This window comes from Pantoea sp. UYEF8 (assembly GCF_040546285.1).
Classification (GTDB): Bacteria; Pseudomonadota; Gammaproteobacteria; order Enterobacterales; family Enterobacteriaceae; genus Pantoea; species Pantoea brenneri.
On sequence record NZ_JBEPNM010000007.1, the window covers coordinates 148,963 to 163,620 of the forward strand.

The 14,658-nt window shown below is 56.8% G+C and carries 10 protein-coding genes; 6 read left to right on the forward strand and 4 right to left on the reverse strand.

Annotation, left to right across the window (positions count from 1 at the left end; genetic code table 11):
- The first annotated feature begins 92 nt into the window (after positions 1-92).
- The 3 genes from hmsP to ABIB18_RS14855 all read left to right on the forward strand — a co-directional run bounded on the left by hmsP (position 93) and on the right by ABIB18_RS14855 (position 5,357).
- Positions 93-2,099, forward strand: a complete 2,007-nt coding sequence (gene hmsP / locus ABIB18_RS14845) for a biofilm formation regulator HmsP (RefSeq protein ID WP_031375071.1) — start codon at positions 93-95, stop codon at positions 2,097-2,099.
- Positions 2,100-2,324: 225 nt separating this feature from the next.
- Complete coding sequence (locus tag ABIB18_RS14850; RefSeq protein ID WP_031375070.1) at positions 2,325-3,614, forward strand: dicarboxylate/amino acid:cation symporter; 1,290 nt, start codon at positions 2,325-2,327, stop codon at positions 3,612-3,614.
- A gap of 246 nt (positions 3,615-3,860) precedes the next feature.
- Positions 3,861-5,357 (forward strand): M16 family metallopeptidase, encoded by a 1,497-nt coding sequence (locus tag ABIB18_RS14855; protein ID WP_031375069.1) that lies wholly within the window; start codon positions 3,861-3,863, stop codon positions 5,355-5,357.
- 4 nt (positions 5,358-5,361) lie between these two features.
- Here the strand turns inward: ABIB18_RS14855 and ABIB18_RS14860 are convergent, their stop codons facing one another.
- Complete coding sequence (locus ABIB18_RS14860; protein WP_031375068.1) at positions 5,362-6,234, reverse strand: alpha/beta hydrolase; 873 nt, start codon at positions 6,232-6,234, stop codon at positions 5,362-5,364.
- A gap of 381 nt (positions 6,235-6,615) precedes the next feature.
- A complete protein-coding gene (gene kdgK, locus ABIB18_RS14865) occupies positions 6,616-7,548 on the reverse strand; it encodes a 2-dehydro-3-deoxygluconokinase (RefSeq protein ID WP_354474648.1) in 933 nt (310 codons plus the stop codon).
- Positions 7,549-7,831: 283 nt separating this feature from the next.
- Here kdgK and pdeH point away from each other — a divergent pair, with 283 nt between their 5' ends.
- Positions 7,832-8,605: a cyclic-guanylate-specific phosphodiesterase gene (pdeH, locus tag ABIB18_RS14870; protein WP_069728613.1), complete on the forward strand. Its 774-nt coding sequence runs from the start codon at positions 7,832-7,834 to the stop codon at positions 8,603-8,605.
- A 63-nt stretch (positions 8,606-8,668) separates the two neighbouring features.
- Complete coding sequence (locus ABIB18_RS14875) at positions 8,669-10,729, forward strand: AsmA family protein (protein WP_354474650.1); 2,061 nt, start codon at positions 8,669-8,671, stop codon at positions 10,727-10,729.
- Here ABIB18_RS14875 and ppiC read toward each other — a convergent pair whose 3' ends face one another.
- Positions 10,730-11,011, reverse strand: coding sequence for a peptidylprolyl isomerase PpiC (gene ppiC, locus ABIB18_RS14880; protein WP_031375064.1), 282 nt, complete (start codon positions 11,009-11,011; stop codon positions 10,730-10,732). It lies immediately after the preceding gene.
- A gap of 75 nt (positions 11,012-11,086) precedes the next feature.
- Between ppiC and rep the strand changes: the two genes are divergently transcribed.
- Positions 11,087-13,108, forward strand: a complete 2,022-nt coding sequence (rep, locus tag ABIB18_RS14885) for a DNA helicase Rep (RefSeq protein WP_031375063.1) — start codon at positions 11,087-11,089, stop codon at positions 13,106-13,108.
- Between the two features lie 61 nt (positions 13,109-13,169).
- Here rep and gppA read toward each other — a convergent pair whose 3' ends face one another.
- The gene (gene gppA / locus ABIB18_RS14890; protein WP_031375062.1) at positions 13,170-14,654 is read right to left on the reverse strand and encodes a guanosine-5'-triphosphate,3'-diphosphate diphosphatase; all 1,485 of its coding nucleotides are present in this window, start codon (positions 14,652-14,654) and stop codon (positions 13,170-13,172) included.
- Positions 14,655-14,658: the final 4 nt, after the last annotated feature.

Sequence of the window (14,658 nt, forward strand, 5' to 3'; positions counted from 1 at the left end):
GCTATTGCCAACAAAAAAAACCAACGTTGGGATATACTTGCCGGACATTTTCCTGTCTGATATCTGAGCTTTTTATAGTCGGGAGAGAATTTTTGCGGGTAAGCCGGTCACTTACGATAAAGCAGATGGCGACGGTTTCGCTGGTTGCGGTTATCACCATCAGTATCTTTATCGTCATCCAACTGTTTCATTTTGTGCAGCAGCGCAGGATTGACTACGCCCAGCAGATGGAAAATATCGCGCATACCGTCCGGCAGCCGCTGTCAGAAGCGGTGCTGAGAGCGGACATTCCGCAGGCCGAACGCATTCTCCACTCGCTGAAACCCGCCGGGATTTTATCGCGCGCTGACGTGGTGCTGCCCAACGCGTTCCAGGCGCTCCATGCTGACTTCGAAAACGAGAAGCCGGTGCCGCGACTGGTGGCACGCCTGTTTGAGTTGCCGGTGCAGATTACCCTGCCGCTCTACTCGGTTGAAAATACCGGGCTGCCTAAACCGCTGGCCTATCTGGTGCTGCAGGCCAACTCGACGCGGGTCTACCAGTTTATCCTCAGTACGCTGTCGACCATGATCACCACCTATCTGCTGCTGGCGCTGATTCTGTCGGTGGCGATCAGCTGGTGCATTAACCGGCTGGTGGTCCATCCGCTGCGTAATATCTCGCGTGAACTGCAGGAGCTGCCGCCGCAATCGATTCTGACCCACAAACTGACGCTGCCGCCGAGCCACCGTGACGATGAGATCGGCATGCTGATCCGCAGTTACAACCGTAATCAGCAGGTGCTCGAGTCAGTGCATGATGAGATGAGCCGGCTGACCACCCATTTTGACGTCACCGATCTGCCCAACCGGGCGCTGTTTCTGGCGCTGGTCGAGCAGTACATGTGCAATCCTGACCAGCCACTCGGCCTGATGGTGATCCGCATTGAGACCCTGCAGGAAGCCAATGGCGTGTTGAGTGATGAGCAGCGCGACACCCTGATGCTGACGCTGGTCGAGAAAATCCGCAGTACCCTGGATGACCACACCCTGCTGGCGCAAACCGGTCCCAGCGACTTCGTGCTGTTGATGAAGCGCGCCAGTAATCCATTCCGCGCGCTGCGGCTGGCGCGTAATCTGATGATTCGCCTCAACCAGCCGGTTAATCTGCATCAGCTGCAGCTGCGACCGAACGCCAGCATTGGCCTGGCGCTGCGCGACGATCGGCCGCTGAGTGCCAATGAGCTGCTGGATCGCGCCACTTCCGCCATGATGTCGGCGCGCCATCAGGGTAAGAACCAGATTCTGTTCTTCGATGCGGCCTTAACCGAGCGGGCGCAAAAACGCCTGACCCAGGAGCACGACATTTTGCAGGGGCTGCATGACGATCAGTTTGCCCTCTACCTGCAACCACAGATTGATATGCGCACCGGCGAACTGGCCGGGGCGGAAGCGCTACTGCGAATGCGTCAGCCGGACGGCAGTTTCGGTCTGACCGAGGAGTTTATCGCCAGCGCTGAAGAGATTGGGGTAATTAGCGCGATTGGCCGCTGGGTGTTTGAAGAGGCGTGCCGCATTCTGGCCGGCTGGCAGCGACAGGGCATTATGCTGCCGCTGAGCGTGAATATCTCTGCGGTCCAGCTGCGTGATAGCGCGATGGTGAGCCATCTGCAGGCGCTGCTGAAGCGCCATCAGATTGCGCCAGGCACCTTCGTGCTGGAAGTGACAGAAACAGCCCATATCGGGGATACCGGCCAGGCCATCTCGCTGCTGCGGACCTTGCAGCAGACCGGCGTGGCGGTCGCGCTGGATGACTTCGGCATGGGCTACTCCAACCTGAACTCTCTGCATCAGCTCAAAGCGTTGCCGGTCAATAAGCTGAAGATGGATCGCAGCTTCGTCGCGGCGCTGCCGGATGATGACACCATGGTGCGCATCGTGGCGGCAATAGCCGAGATCATCCATCTGGATGTGATTGCTGAAGGCGTCGAAACCGCCGAGCAGCGCGACTGGCTGCTGGCGCGCGGCATCCATATCGGGCAAGGGTATCTTTATGCTGAAGCCTTGCCGCTGGCGCGCTTCAATCAGGCATGGATTGAAAACCGCTCACTGCCGGAATAATTACCTGATTCATTGATTTTGCGAGAATTTTAGTTACAAAACCCTATGCTGAAGCGTTTCAGTTCAGAATTACGTCTGTATCATTTCCCCCTGCTTTGTAAGCCTGTATTAATCACGTAAACAGAGTGTTATTTTCGGGTTACTGTCAGGCGCCGCCTGTGTTGCCCGTCAGTCACAATAACGAATCCGACAACATCACCTCACGGCGTTAGTGGACACCTGTTTATGAAAACCTCACTTTTTAAAAGCCTTTATTTCCAGGTGCTGATGGCGATTGGCATCGGCGTTTTGATAGGCCATTTTTATCCGGAATTAGGGACCCAGATGAAGCCGTTGGGAGATGGCTTCGTTAAGTTGATCAAGATGATTATCGCCCCGGTTATTTTCTGTACCGTGGTGACCGGCATTGCCGGTATGGAGAGCATGAAGGCGGTTGGCCGCACCGGCGCGGTGGCGCTGCTCTATTTTGAAATTGTCAGTACTATTGCGCTGATCATCGGTCTGGTGGTGGTCAATGTGGTGCAGCCGGGAGCCGGAATGAACGTCGACCCGGCCACGCTGGATGCCAAAGCGGTGGCGGTTTACGCGCAGCAGGCGGAGCAGCAGGGAGTCGTTGCGTTCCTGCTGGATGTGATCCCTAACAGCGTCATCGGCGCCTTCGCCAGCGGCAACATTCTGCAGGTACTGCTGTTCGCCATTCTGTTTGGTTTCGCGCTGCATCGCCTCGGTAATACCGGCACGTTGATTTTCAACGTGATTGAGAGCTTCTCGAACGTGATCTTCGGGATTATCAACATGATCATGCGTCTGGCTCCGATCGGCGCATTCGGCGCGATGGCGTTCACCATCGGTAAGTATGGCGTTGGCTCGCTGGTGCAGCTCGGCCAGCTGATTATCTGCTTCTATATCACCTGTATCCTGTTCGTGGTGGTGGTGCTGGGACTGATTGCGCGGCTGTTTGCCGGTTTCAGCATCTTCAAATTTATTGCTTACATCAAAGAAGAGCTGTTAATCGTGCTGGGGACCTCCTCTTCGGAGTCGGCGCTGCCGCGTATGCTGGATAAGATGGAGCGACTGGGCTGCAAGAAATCGGTGGTGGGCCTGGTGATACCGACCGGCTACTCCTTCAACCTGGATGGCACGTCGATCTACCTGACCATGGCGGCGGTGTTTATCGCCCAGGCCACTAACGCGCACATGGACATCTTCCATCAGATCACGCTGCTGGTGGTGCTGTTGCTCTCGTCGAAAGGGGCCGCCGGGGTGACCGGTAGCGGATTCATCGTGCTGGCGGCGACACTTTCAGCGGTCGGCCATCTGCCGGTAGCCGGTCTGGCGCTGATCCTGGGTATCGACCGCTTTATGTCCGAAGCCCGTGCACTCACCAACCTGGTGGGTAACGGCGTGGCGACCGTGGTGGTGGCGAAGTGGGTCGACCAGCTGGATCAAAAACAGCTTAAAGAGACGCTGGCCGGTGGGAATAAGGCGAAAAAAGCAGCTGATCCCACACTTTAATCATTGATTTGCACTTAAATCCCGACAAATGCCCGCTGTCACTTGCCCTGACAGCGGGCATTTGGATAATAAACCCTACTTGTTTTTTTTGACGTTTTTCACTTCGTTGCGCGACATCCTGAGCTTCCTGTGGTCAAACACTCTGTTATTGGATAACAGCGCGATTCGGCGCCAGCCGATTCGCTAATAACAGCGGCAAAACGTGCCAGCGATAACGATATTTGAATTATTTGAGTAGGGGTTCACATGCAGGGCACCAGAATTCGGCTTTTGGTTGGTGGATTAGTGCTGGCAGCGACCAGCTATGGTCTCCAGGCAGAAACGCTGCAACCGGATCCGGCCTGGCAGGAAGGCAAGCTGGATAACGGATTTAACTGGCAGTTACTGGCCACACCGCAACGTCCCAGTGACCGCATCGAACTGCGCATGGTGGTGAATACTGGCTCGCTGGTCGAAAGTGCGCAACAGGCGGGCTTCAGCCATTTGCTGCCACGTCTGGCGATGGTGCATAACACCGCGCTCGACACCAACCAGCAGCGCGCTTTGTGGCAACAGGCCATGGATCCCCAGCACCCGCTGCCACCTGTCATCGCCTCTTATGATTTCACCCAATACAACCTCAGCCTGCCGAACAATCGCCCTGAACTGCTGAAAGAAGCGCTGAGCTGGCTGGCGGCTACCGCCGGCAATATGGCGATTACCGAGCAGGTGGTGAATACCGCGCTGACCGCGTCCGATCCGGTTGCGACCTGGCCGAAAGATACCCAGGATGTCTGGTGGCGTTATCGGCTGAAAGGCTCGGCCCTGCTGGCGCACGATCCCGCGGCACAACCGCGCGCGCCGGTCGATTTAACCCAGCTGAATGATTTTTACCGTCAGTGGTATACGCCTGACGCGATGACGCTGTATGTGGTGGGTAATGTTGATAGCCGTAGCCTCTCCGAGCAGATCAATAAAGCGTTTTCGCCGTTAACCGGCAAACGTGAAACGCCTGCGCCGCTGCCGACCTTATCACCGCTGCCGCATGAGCCGGTGAATCTGGTCAACGGCAAAATGACTCAGGATCGTCTGTCGCTGGTGTGGGATACGCCGTGGCAACCGATCCGTGATTCCCAGAACCTGCAACGTTACTGGCAAGGCGATCTGGCGCGTGAAGCGCTGTTCTGGCACGTCCAGCGTGCGCTAAGCGACAGCAAAGCGCAGGGCGTACAGGTTGGTTTTGACTGTCGTGTGCTCTATCAGCGTGCGCAATGCTCCATCAACCTGGATGCGCGCAATGAATCGCTGGCGCAGAACATGACGCTGGTGGCGCGCGAACTGGCGACGGTGCGTGATAAAGGCTTACCGCAGGAGGAGTTTGATGCGCTGATGGCGCAGAAACTGCTGGAGCTGAACAAGCTGTTCACCACCTACGCCCGCACCGATACCGATGTGCTGATGAGCCAGCGTCTGCGTTCACAGCAGAACTCGGTGGTGGATATCGCCCCGGAACAGTATCAGAAACTGCGGCAGGCGTTTCTCGCCGGTCTGACCCGCGAGCAGCTGAATCAGGAACTGCGTCAGCAGCTTAGCCAGGAACTGATGATGGTGCTGATTCAGCCGGAAGGGGAAGCCGAAACCAACGTGAAAAGCCTGCAGAGCAGCTGGGAGAAGGTGATGGCGCCGCCTGCGGCACCGGCGGCCGGCAACGATGCCAGCCAGCCGGATAACAGCGTCAGCGACATTCAGCCGCCCGCCGCGTAATCCCTCAGGTTTTTGCCCTGAGCCACTCGGTCACCAGCATCGGCCAGCTGGCAAGGGGCAAATCTGCCACGCCACGGATACCGAATCCGTGGCCACCCTTCTGATAGAAATGCACCTCTGCCGGGACGTTGTGCTCCCGTAATGCGCCGAAAAACGCCATGCTGTGGTTCACCGACACCGATTCGTCGTCGGCGGCGTGAATCAGCAGGGTTGGCGGCACCAGCGGGTGAACCCGGGTTTCCAGTGAATAGGCCTCAATCGTTTTTTGATCGGGCCATGCGCCGAGCAATCGGGTACGTGAACCTTCATGAGCAATGCCGTCACGCATGCTGATCACTGGATAGACCAGCACCATCGCATCGGGACGCGGCGAGAAGTTTTCTGCGCCATCCTGTACCGGATAGAGCTTTTCGGCAAAGCGGGTACCCAGGCTGGCGGCGACGTGTCCGCCGGCTGAAAAGCCCATCATCACGATGTATTTGCCGTTCAGGCCGCGCTGCGCACGTTCACGCAACACCCGTACTGCCCGCTGCGCATCGGCCAGCGGCGCATCCGGCCCCTCATGATGTCCATCATAAGGCAGCCTATAGGTCATTACCGCCAGGGTGTAGCCCATCGAGGTAAAGAAAGTGGCGAGCGCGCTCCCTTCACGATCGATCATCACGCGATGATAGCCACCGCCCGGCGCGACCAGCAGGGTAATACCGTTCGACTCCACCGGATGCCAGATCGCCATTTCCGGGCAACGTACGCCGGTGGCGGCGCGATCGTAAGGCTCATACTGTTTGGCCATATCGATAATTTGCGGCTGCGCGCGCGAATCGCTGGCGCCTGGCGCATCACCGTGCGGCCAGATATTAATAATTTCTGTGTGCATAACATGTCCTGATGCGAGGGATGTTTTAATTGTTTTGTTCGCGGCCGGAGAGCACAGCGTCCTGCTGTTGTTGATTAAAAGATGGTCTTTTTTCAGCCGGACGTCCATCCGAAAACGGTAAAAATGACCAGATTCGGACTATGCCTGGTGGCGACTTTTTTCCAGTAAGCGGCTAATTTTAAACAAGAATTTATAAGTCGTTCTGGAGGCGTTAAGGCGGCAGGATAGGCGATTAATGACGATTTATCCGCTTAAGGTAAATGTCCGGTATAGCCCGCTTTGTTAGCCGGAATTTACCGGATATTTCGCTGCGGGCTGTTAAGGGGCAATAATGGGTCGGGCAGGCTACGGGCGGTACTGATACGCCCTCGCCGGAGCCGTTTAGTCGGGCATCACCTCAGCGGGAATAATTGCGCCACGATGCTGAATCACGGTGCTGGCGGTGAGATGGCCCCGCTGCGCAGCGGCTTCGGCTGAAGCGCCGGTCAGGCGGCGGGCCAGATAACCGGCACTGAACGAGTCGCCGGCGGCCGTGGTATCAATCACCTTCTCCTTCGCCAGACGCACCGCCGGGACATCCGTCAGGGGGGCATCACGCACGGCGACCAGGCACGATTCTGCGCCGCGTTTAATCACAATTTCACTGGCTCCCGCCTGGCGAGTGCGGGCAATCACCGCCTCCAGCGGCTGTTCGCCCCACAGCAGATGCTCATCATCCAGCGTCAGAAAAGCGATATCGGTGCGGTTAAGCATGGCGCGGTAAGCCGCCTGCGCACTGGCCTGATCCGCCCATAAGCGCGGACGATAGTTATTATCAAAAATCACCTTACCGCCATTGGCCCGACAGCGGTCCAGCAACTGCATCAGCTTATCGCGGCTGGCCGGGGCCAGAATCGCCAGGCTGATGCCGCTCAGGTAGAGATAGTCGTAGTGCGCCAGCTGCTGACAGATCGCCTCTGACTGAGGGCTGTCGAGCCAGTAACGGGCTGCGGCATCGCTGCGCCAGTACCAGAAGGTGCGCTCGCCTTCAGCATCGGTTTCAATCACATACAGGCCGGGCATCTTGTTGTCGAGGCGCTGGATCAGATCGGTATTGACCTTCTCCTGCTGCCAGGCGGCGATCATCTGATCGCTGAAGGAGTCGACGCCGAGTGCAGTAACGTAATCGACCCGAAGCTGATCCTGATTCACCTGGCGAGCGAGGTAGACCGCAGTATTCAGCGTATCGCCGCCAAAGCCGCGTTTAATGTTCTCACCCTTTTCGGACAGCTCAATCATGCATTCACCAATAATGGCAATTTTTTTCTGCGTCATGGTTTTAGACCTGTAGTGAAATATCGCCTTAGTCTCGCGTCTGGTATGGCAGACGTCAATGCTTTTAAAACGGTGTTTTAATTTAACTTAAGGTGACGAATAGCGGCGATCGCGCTGATAAAGAGGGCTATTTTCGGCTTGTTTTGGCGATAGTGTCCCGCTAAAGGTTGTTAAACTCCCCGCTTTGATGTGGCCGGACATTTCATCAAGCGATCACAGGCATGGTCGATAATCGCCGCTGAGTCGCCAATTTTGAGCGCTCATTACCAACCAGGAAAACATCATGGTGATGGAGAGTATTAGTCAATGGCTACCTTCTTCAACTGACCTCAACTCCCAACCGGAAACGCCGCATTTCTGGCACCAATGCCAACGATTTTATCGCTTCCAGCCGATTTATCAGGTGACGGGGCGGTTGCTGGCAATCGAGTTGCTGACGGCCATTAGCCATCCGTCTGCACCGGAAGAAACCCTGTCGCCGGAAGCCTATTTTGCCGGGCTTGAGATTGCGCAGCGACTGCATGTGGTACAGGAACAACTCGAACTGTTAACGCAGTGGGCTGCTTTCTTTGAGCAGAATGCGGTGGTCGCCTCGGTCAACATTGATGGGCCGTCGCTGTTATCTATTCAGCATCATCCGGCGATCCGCAGCTTGATTGTTCGCCTGCCCTGGGTTCGCTTTGAACTTACAGAACACCATGTCCTGCCACAGGAAGAGATGATCGCTCAGATGCCGGAGCTCGGGCCGCTGTGGCTGGATGACTTTGGCTCCGGCATGGCCAATTTTTCGGCGCTGACCGAACTGAGATATGACTACATCAAACTGTCGCGCGAGCTGTTTATCCTGCTGCGCAATTCCGATGAAGGACGCAGCCTGTTTTCGATGCTGCTGGCGCTAATCAACCGCTACTGTAACGGGGTGATCGTCGAAGGAGTAGAAACCGACGATGAGTGGCAGCAGGTCAGAAGTTCGCCCGCTATTGCCGCGCAGGGCTATTTCTTTTCGCGTCCGCTCCCATTTTCTGAGTTGAATCATCTCACTATCCAGCTTCCCTGATCCCGTTGCCCACGGTCTCGACTATCTTTAACGGAGACCGTGAAAGTGCAAGGAGAAAGCGCAATGTCGCGTACCGGGAAAATAGTCAGTTGGGTTGCAGGAATTCTGTTGTTGTTAATCGTGATCATCATCGTGGTGATCGCCACCTTTGACTGGAACCGACTGAAACCCACCATCAATAAGAAAGTCACGACCGAACTCAATCGTCCGTTTGCGATACGCGGCGATCTGGGCGTCGACTGGGCGCGCAATCCGCAAGAGCAAGGCTGGCGGCGCTGGGTGCCATGGCCGCAGGTGCATGCGGAAGATATCATGCTGGGCAATCCGCCCGATATTCCTGACCTGACCATGGTGCATCTGCAGCGGATCGATGCCACGCTGGCTCCGCTGGCGTTACTGCATAAAGAGCTGTTCATCCCGTGGATTAAATTGCAGCGGCCCGATGCGCGGCTGGTTCAGACCGCGGATAAGAAAAATAACTGGACCTTCAATCTCGCCAACAGCGACAGCAACGATCAGCAGGCGGCACCTTCAGCCTGGTCGTTCCGCCTCGATAACATCCTGTTCGATCAGGGCCAGATTCGCTATCGCGACGCGATTAACCACGCCGATGTAACGGTACAGGTTAATCCGTTGGGTAAACCTGTACCGTATGGTCAGATCGCTGGCGGTGACGATAAGCAGCAGGGCGCAGGCGATTTTGTCTTCGGCTGGCAGGCGCGCGGAACCTATAACGACGAGAAACTGAACGGTGAAGGCAAGATTGGCGGAATGCTGTCGCTGCGCAGCCAGACGACGCCGTTCCCGGTGCAGGCTGATATCCGCAACGGCACCACGCGCGTGCAGGTGACCGGCGGGGTGAAAGACCCAATGAATCTCGGCGGGCTGGATGTGCGTCTGCGCTTCTCTGGCGACACGCTGGCGAATCTGTATGGGCTGACCGGCGTGCTGTTGCCTGACACGCCGCCGTACGAAACCGATGGCCACCTGATCGCGAAATTCAGCGACGATAAGGGCGCGATCTACCACTATCAGAAATTTAACGGCCATATTGGCGACAGTGATATTCATGGTTCGCTGACCTACAGCCAGGGCAAACCGCGCCCCCGGCTGAGCGGTGAGCTGACCTCAGACCAACTGCGGATGGCCGATCTGGGGCCGCTGATTGGGGTCGATTCCGGTAAAGGCAGCGACAAAACCGCACAGGCAAAATCGCGGCGGGGTGAGAAATCGAGCCAGCCAGCCGATCGGATATTGCCACACGATCGGTTCGACACTAAAAACTGGGACGTGATGGATGCCGACGTTAAGTTCAGCGGGAAACGCATTGAACACAGCAATTCGCTGCCGCTGAGCGATCTTTATACCCATCTGCAGCTGAAGGATGGCGATCTGCTGCTTGATCCCCTGCGTTTTGGTATGGCGGGCGGCACCCTCAACAGCACTATCCGGCTGGAAGGCGATCGCACGCCGATGCGCGGCCGGGCTGACATTCATGCGCGTAAACTGCGCCTGCGTCAGCTGTTCCCGAATGTTCAGGCGATGCAAAACAGTCTCGGCCAGCTAAACGGCGATGCCAGCTTCACCGGCACCGGTAACTCGGTAGCCGATCTGCTGGCGACCAGTAACGGTCAGCTGAAGCTGCTGATGAACGACGGCGTGATCAGCCGTAGCCTGATGGAGATTGCCGGACTGAACGTCGGCAACTACGTGGTGGGCAAGCTATTTGGCGACGATCAGGTACGGATTAACTGCGCCGCTACCGATATCAAACTGCAAAACGGTCTGGCGACGCCAAACCTGTTTGTGTTTGATACCGAAAATGCGGTGATTAACGTCACCGGTAACGCCAACTTTGCCACCGAGCGGATGGATCTTTCGGTCAATCCGGAGAGTAAAGGGGTGCGTATCATCACGCTGCGTTCACCGCTCTATGTGCGCGGCACCTTTAAAAATCCGGATGCCGGCGTGAAAGCCGGTCCGCTGCTGGCCCGTGGCGCAGCAGCAGTGGCGCTGGGCACCGTTGTCGGCCCGGCTGCGGCATTGCTGGCACTGATTTCGCCGAGTGATAACGATGATAACCAGTGCAGCACCGTATTGCAGCAGATGAAGCAGCAGAAGTAATCAGCTGCGGTAGAGCACTTTGATAATGTGATAACCAAAGCCGGTCTTTACCGGCCCGTAAGGTGTTAACAGCGGGCAGGTAAAGACCGCTTTATCAAAGGCTGGCACCATCTGCCCCTGACGAAATTCCCCCAAATCACCGCCATTGCGGCCGGAAGGACAGGTTGAGTGCTTCTTTGCCAGCTGCTGAAAATTGCCACCCTTAGCCAGTTTCGCCAGAATCTCTTTTGCCAGCGCTTCCTCTTTCACCAGGATGTGTAAAGCCGCCGCGGTTTTCGCCATGTTGCTATCTCGGTTGTGTATAATTGCCGCCCAGTATAAACCCCTTTCTTTTGATTCAACTGAGCGATTTTTCCTATGCGTTTAAACCCCAGCCAACAACGCGCCGTCGAATTTGTTACCGGTCCCTGTCTGGTGCTGGCGGGCGCGGGATCGGGCAAAACCCGCGTAATCACCAATAAAATCGCCCATCTGATTCGCGAGTGCGGCTACCAGGCACGCCATATCGCGGCGGTCACCTTCACCAATAAAGCGTCGCGAGAGATGAAAGAGCGCGTAGCGCAGACGCTGGGTCGCAAAGAGGCGCGCGGCCTGATGATCTCGACCTTCCATACGCTGGGGCTGGAGATTATCAAGCGTGAAACCGCGGCGCTGGGCATGAAGTCCAACTTTTCGCTGTTTGACGACCAGGATCAGCTTGGCCTGCTGAAAGAGCTGACCAAAGAGTGGCTGGAAGAGGATAAGACCCTGCTGCAACAGCTGATCTCTACCGTTTCAAACTGGAAAAACGATCTGGTCGATCCTCCCCGGGCGGCCGCACTGGCACAATCGGAGCGCGATAAAATCTTCGCGCACTGCTATGCGCTTTATGACCAGCATCTTAAAGCCTGTAACGTGCTGGATTTTGACGATCTGATCCTGCTGCCGACGCTGCTGTTGCAGCGTAATCAGGAGGTGCGTGAACGCTGGCAACAGCGCATCCGCTATCTGCTGGTGGATGAATATCAGGATACCAACACCAGCCAGTATGAACTGGTTAAGCTGCTGGTTGGCGCGCGGGCGCGCTTTACCGTGGTGGGCGATGACGATCAGTCGATCTACTCGTGGCGCGGGGCGCGACCCCAAAACCTGGTGCTGCTGAAAGAGGATTTCCCCGCGCTGGAAGTGGTGAAACTGGAGCAGAATTACCGCTCCTCCCAGCGCATCCTGAAAGCCGCGAATATCCTGATCGCCAATAATCCACACGTGTTCGAGAAGCGCTTATTCTCAGAACTGGGCCAGGGCAGCGAGTTGAAAGTGGTGACTGCCAACAGTGAAGAGCACGAAGCGGAGCGGGTCACGGGTGAACTGATCGCCCATCACTTTATCAACAAGACGCAGTACAAAGACTACGCGATTCTCTACCGCGGCAACCATCAGTCACGGGTGTTTGAAAAGTTTCTGATGCAGAACCGTATTCCCTATCGCATTTCTGGCGGCACCTCGTTCTTTTCCCGCCCGGAAATCAAGGATCTGCTGGCTTATTTGCGCGTTCTGACCAATCCCGACGATGACAGCGCCTTTTTGCGCATCGTGAATACGCCGCGCCGCGAGATTGGCCCGGCGACGCTGCAAAAACTGGGCGAATGGGCCAACCTGCGCAATAAGAGTCTGTTTAATGCCAGCTTTGATGTCGGGCTGGGACAGACGCTGGGCGGGCGCGGGCTGGAACATCTGCAACGCTTCACCCACTGGCTGCATGAGATTATCCAGCTGACCGAACGCGAGCCGGTCAATGCCGTGCGCGACCTGATTCGCGGCATCGATTACGAAAGCTGGCTGTTTGAAACCTCGGGCAGTCCGAAAGCGGCAGAAATGCGGATGAAGAACGTCAATACGCTGTTTCAGTGGATGACGGAGATGCTGGAAGGCAGCGATCTGGATGAGCCGATGACTCTGGCGCAGGTGGTAACGCGCTTTACCCTGCGCGACATGATGGAGCGTGGGGAAAGCGACGAAGAGCTTGATCAGGTGCAGCTGATGACGCTACACGCCTCTAAAGGACTGGAGTTTCCTTATGTGTTTCTGGTGGGAATGGAGGAGGGACTGTTGCCGCATCAGAGCAGCATTGATGAGAACAACATCGAAGAGGAGCGTCGTCTCGCCTACGTCGGCATAACGCGGGCGCAGAAGGAGCTGACCTTTACCTTATGTCGCGAACGTCGGCAATATGGCGAGTTAGTGCGGCCGGAACCGAGTCGTTTTCTGCTGGAGCTGCCGCAGGACGATCTGCAGTGGGAAACGGAGCGCAAAGTGGTCAGTGCTGAAGAGCGGATGAAAACCGGGCAGAGCCGCGTGGCGGGCCTGAGAGCGATGCTGGATAAGGCGAAGAAAGCCTAAACTCGAGGCTACAGCGCTGAGGCGACGGCGGTTCGCCTCACGCTGACTTCACGCCCGTCGATTACGACAGGGTCAATAACCAGTGCACATAGGACTGATAATGGCTCTCCTGCTCCAGCAGCTCGGTGCGCAGCGGATGCGCCTCCAGCCAGCCGGCCGGCAAGGTCAGATGCAGCGCATCATCGTCGGCCTGCAGCCGGACTGCGGGCAGGGTATCGTCGCGACGGCGACTGGAGAAGATGATTGCCAGACGCAGCAGACGACACATCCGTTCCGCCAGCCGCGGCGGTAAGGCATTTTGCTGCGTCAGCAGCGCCAGGTCGATACTGCCGCTCTGGTTTTGCAGCAGACAGGCCAGCAACTTTTTCTGCGCCGGAGTAAAGCCGGGCAGATCGAGGTGACGAACCAGGTAAGCCGCGTGCTGCGGCGCATGACGGAAGTCGACGCTCAGGCCAATTTCATGAATAGCGCAGGCGCTGAGCAGCAGCTCACGACAGCGCTGATCCAGTTTCCACAGCGTACAGACCTGACGGAAAAAACTTTCTGCCAACTGACGGACCCGATCGGCTTGCTCAACATCAATGCTAAAACGACGCTGCACGTTCTGTAGCGTGCGGGTGCGGATATCGCGATCGATTGGCAGATGCAGCATGCCGTAAACCAGTCCTTCACGCAGCGCGCCGCCCGCCAGCGTCATGCTATCAATACTCAGTTCCTGGAAGATGGCGATCAGAATCGACAGGCCGCTGGGAAACACCAGCGCCCGTTCCAGCGTCAGCCCTTCAATTTCCAGCTCTTCCAGCTTGCCGCACTGAATGGCACGTTGCTTCAGCTGCTGCAGTTTATTCAGGGTGATGCGCTCATCCATGCCCTGCGCCACCATGATCTCCTGCAGCGCCTGTACCGTGCCCGAGGCGCCGACGCAGGCTTGCCAGCCCTGTTGACGCAGTTGCGCGGCAATCGGGTGGATCATTTCACGTGCCGCCTGTTCAGCCTGGTCAAAGTTTTCCTTCGCCAGATGCCGATCGCTGAAAAAGCGTTCCAGCCAGGTGACGCAGCCCATCGACAGGCTGAACAACACCGTGGCGTGCGAGCCATCACCGGTCGCCAGTTCAGTGCTGCCGCCGCCGATATCGACCACCAGACGCTGATCGGAACCGCCGGTGGTGTGCGCCACGCCCTGATAAATCAGGCGCGCCTCTTCTTCACCGCTGATCACGTTGATGGTACAGCCGAGAATCTGTTGCGCCGTATCGAGAAATTCCTGCGCATTCGCTGCCAGACGCAGCGTGGCGGTCGCCACCACGCGGATCTGATCGAGAGGGATGTCCTGCAGTTGTTCAGAGAACAGTTTGAGGCATTGCCAGCCGCGCGACATCGCCTCAGCTGACAAATGGTTGCTTTTATCCAGACCGGCCGCAAGGCGTACCTTGCGCTTAATTTTCGCGATGGTCTGAATACTGCCAGACACCTCGCGCACCACCAACATATGAAAGCTGTTAGAACCTAAATCAATCGCAGCATAAAGTGACGATGCGCTTAGCATGGTG

Coding starts and splice junctions, on each gene's coding strand:
- ABIB18_RS14850 (WP_031375070.1), top strand. CDS start 2,325: ATGAAAACCTCACTTTTTAAAAGCCTTTATTTCCAGGTGCTGATGGCG.
- ABIB18_RS14855 (WP_031375069.1), top strand. CDS start 3,861: ATGCAGGGCACCAGAATTCGGCTTTTGGTTGGTGGATTAGTGCTGGCA.
- ABIB18_RS14860 (WP_031375068.1), bottom strand. CDS start 6,234: ATGCACACAGAAATTATTAATATCTGGCCGCACGGTGATGCGCCAGGC.
- kdgK (WP_354474648.1), bottom strand. CDS start 7,548: ATGACGCAGAAAAAAATTGCCATTATTGGTGAATGCATGATTGAGCTG.
- pdeH (WP_069728613.1), top strand. CDS start 7,832: ATGGTGATGGAGAGTATTAGTCAATGGCTACCTTCTTCAACTGACCTC.
- ABIB18_RS14875 (WP_354474650.1), top strand. CDS start 8,669: ATGTCGCGTACCGGGAAAATAGTCAGTTGGGTTGCAGGAATTCTGTTG.
- ppiC (WP_031375064.1), bottom strand. CDS start 11,011: ATGGCGAAAACCGCGGCGGCTTTACACATCCTGGTGAAAGAGGAAGCG.
- rep (WP_031375063.1), top strand. CDS start 11,087: ATGCGTTTAAACCCCAGCCAACAACGCGCCGTCGAATTTGTTACCGGT.
- gppA (WP_031375062.1), bottom strand. CDS start 14,654: ATGCTAAGCGCATCGTCACTTTATGCTGCGATTGATTTAGGTTCTAAC.